Annotated in this window: 4 protein-coding genes and 1 riboswitch; all 4 genes read right to left on the bottom strand. The window is 42.3% G+C overall.

Features of this window, described 5'->3' with window-relative positions; translation table 11 throughout:
- Positions 1–90: 90 nt before the first annotated feature.
- The 4 genes from thiF to thiE are packed head-to-tail and all read right to left on the bottom strand — an operon-like array spanning position 91 to position 2,353.
- A complete protein-coding gene (thiF, locus tag IJ535_RS09595) occupies positions 91–726 on the bottom strand; it encodes a thiamine biosynthesis protein ThiF (protein ID WP_294301858.1) in 636 nt (211 codons plus the stop codon).
- Between the two features lies 1 nt (position 727).
- The gene (gene thiS / locus IJ535_RS09590; RefSeq protein ID WP_330619578.1) at positions 728–928 is read right to left on the bottom strand and encodes a sulfur carrier protein ThiS; all 201 of its coding nucleotides are present in this window, start codon (positions 926–928) and stop codon (positions 728–730) included.
- Between the two features lie 7 nt (positions 929–935).
- On the bottom strand, positions 936–1,727 hold the full coding sequence (gene thiD, locus IJ535_RS09585; RefSeq protein WP_294301856.1) for a bifunctional hydroxymethylpyrimidine kinase/phosphomethylpyrimidine kinase: 792 nt from the start codon (positions 1,725–1,727) through the stop codon (positions 936–938).
- Positions 1,724–2,353, bottom strand: a complete 630-nt coding sequence (thiE, locus tag IJ535_RS09580; RefSeq protein ID WP_294301852.1) for a thiamine phosphate synthase — start codon at positions 2,351–2,353, stop codon at positions 1,724–1,726. Before thiE ends, thiD begins: the two co-directional genes overlap by 4 nt.
- Positions 2,354–2,420: 67 nt before the next feature.
- Positions 2,421–2,525, bottom strand: a riboswitch (TPP riboswitch).
- Positions 2,526–2,908 lie beyond the last annotated feature (383 nt).

Genomic DNA, 2,908 nt, shown 5'->3' with positions numbered 1-2,908 from the left:
TTTCCTGAACCTAATATAAATCTTGAATCAAATTCTTTCCCACCGATTACCAGTTTGTCATTTTCCATTGCATTATTCCTTTCACATTTTTTAAGGTGTCTGCTCACCCATAAGAAGCCTAAGCACTATGTGAGCCTCATGAGCTGCGCACACCATTACTCTACTTGCTATCAAGCCAATTCCATCATTCACATCACTCACCCCGTCGCCACACATATAAAATCTGTTTGAAAGCTTTTTGGTTACAATGGCGTTGGCGCTGGAAAAACCTGCCATGCCTGAGCCCGACACAATGATTTTGTCCTTGAAATCCGTAAGCACTGCATTTACTACCATTGCCTTGCACTCTGCCTTATCAAAGGCTTCACAGACTACGTCAGCTTCACTTACAAGCTTTACAGTATTATCTTCAGTCATCCTAACAGTGCAGCTTTCTATTGTTATGTACGGATTAATCTCCAAGAGATTTTCCTTCAGTGCTTCAGTTTTATACATCCCCACCTGGCTTGCCATGTACTGCTGCCGATGCAGATTGCTTACATCCACCACATCAAAATCAATCAGTATCAGCTTACCTATTCCAGCCCTTGCAAGGCATATGGCGATGTTAGAACCAAGTCCTCCCAGGCCGCAAATGGCTACAGTAGCATCAGCAAACTTGCGCTGATTTTTCCTGCCATGGCGAAACTCTAGGGCGCTAAAGAACTCCTCCTTTGTAGGCACCATATCAGCCACCTCCAACAAAGCTAACTACCTCTAGCACATCTCCATCTTTAAGAGTGGTACTGTCATAATCAACCTTTGAAACAATCTCTTCGTTCAGCTCAACTGCAATTGTTCTTTTGTCTATATTCATTTCATTTATAATATCTTCCACGGTTTTGCCATTTGCAGTCTGCTCTTTTCCATTTACAAAAACCACGCTCATCCCTCCTTTACGTCATGCTATATAATCTGGCCATGTGGTTAAGCGGTCCTGACCCATGTCCTAAATCTAAATCTGCTGCAATTGCATTTTCCAAATATCGCTTTGCCCTTTTTATGGAATCCTTCAGGTTATATCCCATGGCAAGATGTGAGGCGATAGCACTTGATAATGTACAGCCTGTTCCATGGGTGTTTGGATTATTAATCCTTTTACCTTCAAACCATGTGATGTTTCCATTAGCAAAAAGCATATCACTGGAATCCTCAATACTATGTCCACCCTTTACAAGAACTGCACATCCGTATTTTGTGCCTATTTCTATTCCCGCATTTTCCATATCATCCCTATTACAGATTCTCATACCTGAAAGAGCCTCGGCCTCAGGGATATTTGGAGTAATCACAGTTGCAATCGGAAACAAATACTTTGCCATAATATCCTTTGTGGAATCTTTCATCAGAGCACTTCCGCTGGTTGCAACCATTACAGGGTCAACCACAATATTTTGCATTTTGTACTCACGTAGTTTTCTTGCCACTACAAGCACCTGCTCCGCAGATGGAAGCATACCGATTTTCACTGCATCTGCTGTGATATCTGAAAGACAGGAATCTATCTGGGCCTCCAGCATATTAAGGCTTGTTTCCATCACATCATCTACACCCATTGTATTTTGGGCGGTTAGTGCTGTAATTGCAGACATTCCATATACCCCAAGACAAGTCATGGTCTTTAAATCTGCCTGTATTCCTGCCCCTCCGCTGCTATCACTACCAGCTATTGTTAAAACTACCTTCATCCTTTAATCTCCCTAAATTTCTTAAGCATATTTTCTGCAGCAAGCTTTGGTGAATCAGCTTTCATAATGGCAGAGACTGCACAAACACCTGCTATATTTACTCCCTTTAGCACATCCATGTTAGAAGGATTTAATCCACCAATTGCATTCACAGGAATTGGTACCGTATTTACGATATCATTAAGAGTTTCCACTGATGTGATAATCGTCTTCACCTTGGTGGTTGTTGGAAAGATTGCTCCAACCCCCAAATAGTCGGCGCCAGCCTCGTAAGCAGCCTTTGCCACAGGCACTGTCTTTGCAGTGGCTCCAAGTATCTTATCCTTTCCAATGATTCTTCTTGCCGTAGCAAGATCCATATCCTCTGCTCCAAGGTGTACTCCCTCGGCATCCGATGCCAACATAACATCCACCCTGTCATCAATAATCAGTGGCACATTATACCGCCTACTGATTTCATGAACAGCCTTAGCAAGCTCTATATACTCCCTAGTAGTTCGATTCTTTTCCCTAAGCTGCATTAAGGTGACGCCCCCCTTTAGCGCTTCTTCTACACGGAATAAAAATTCTGCCTGCTCATAAGGTGTACTGTCCGTAATAAAATAAAGTTCGCTGTTAAATTCCATTATTCCTCCTAATTTTTTGCAAAAACAAAGCGGAAGCTACCTGATTTCTCAAATAGCTTCCGCGTATAATACAAATAATCGGCGTCCCTACGTTGGCATTATCCAAATCAGGTTCTCGGTCGAAGGTCACACCTTCCTCTCAGCCTGTTTACAAGCTCCCGTTTCTATATAAAATTTCCTTCATTATAATGCTACAATCGTGGCAAAATTGCAACCCCCAATTTCGCACTTGCTCCATTCTACCAGCTAACTTTATGCTTGCGGCGGCCCACTCCAGAAGAGCTTGTTGTAAATACACCCCAAATAGCCCGCTTGATACATCTGTCTGCAGCTGCCGCCTATTTCGCGTCGAAGAATTACTGATTTTCTAAATGCCACAACTCGCATTCTCTATTACACGTGTTCTTTCAAGGTTTGACAATTCTGTCGCCACTGTATGTATCTCGCAGACACACTCAGACTAGAGAAATAGTAGGGGTGGTAATATTAGTATTAATTGCATGATTTTGGAATGAGCCTAGTAGAATCTTAAAGCAGTTTTTGAATGTTTTCATA

It is taken from the genome of Pseudobutyrivibrio sp., assembly GCF_017471675.1.
GTDB lineage: Bacteria > Bacillota > Clostridia > Lachnospirales > Lachnospiraceae > Pseudobutyrivibrio.
Note: the sequence above shows the minus strand (reverse complement) of the source record. Positions and strands in the feature narration are given on the sequence as shown.

Bases quoted from the DNA above. Each gene is read 5' to 3' on its own strand.
- thiF (WP_294301858.1), bottom strand. From the start codon at position 726: ATGGTGCCTACAAAGGAGGAGTTCTTTAGCGCCCTAGAGTTTCGCCAT.
- thiS (WP_330619578.1), bottom strand. From the start codon at position 928: ATGAGCGTGGTTTTTGTAAATGGAAAAGAGCAGACTGCAAATGGCAAA.
- thiD (WP_294301856.1), bottom strand. From the start codon at position 1,727: ATGAAGGTAGTTTTAACAATAGCTGGTAGTGATAGCAGCGGAGGGGCA.
- thiE (WP_294301852.1), bottom strand. From the start codon at position 2,353: ATGGAATTTAACAGCGAACTTTATTTTATTACGGACAGTACACCTTAT.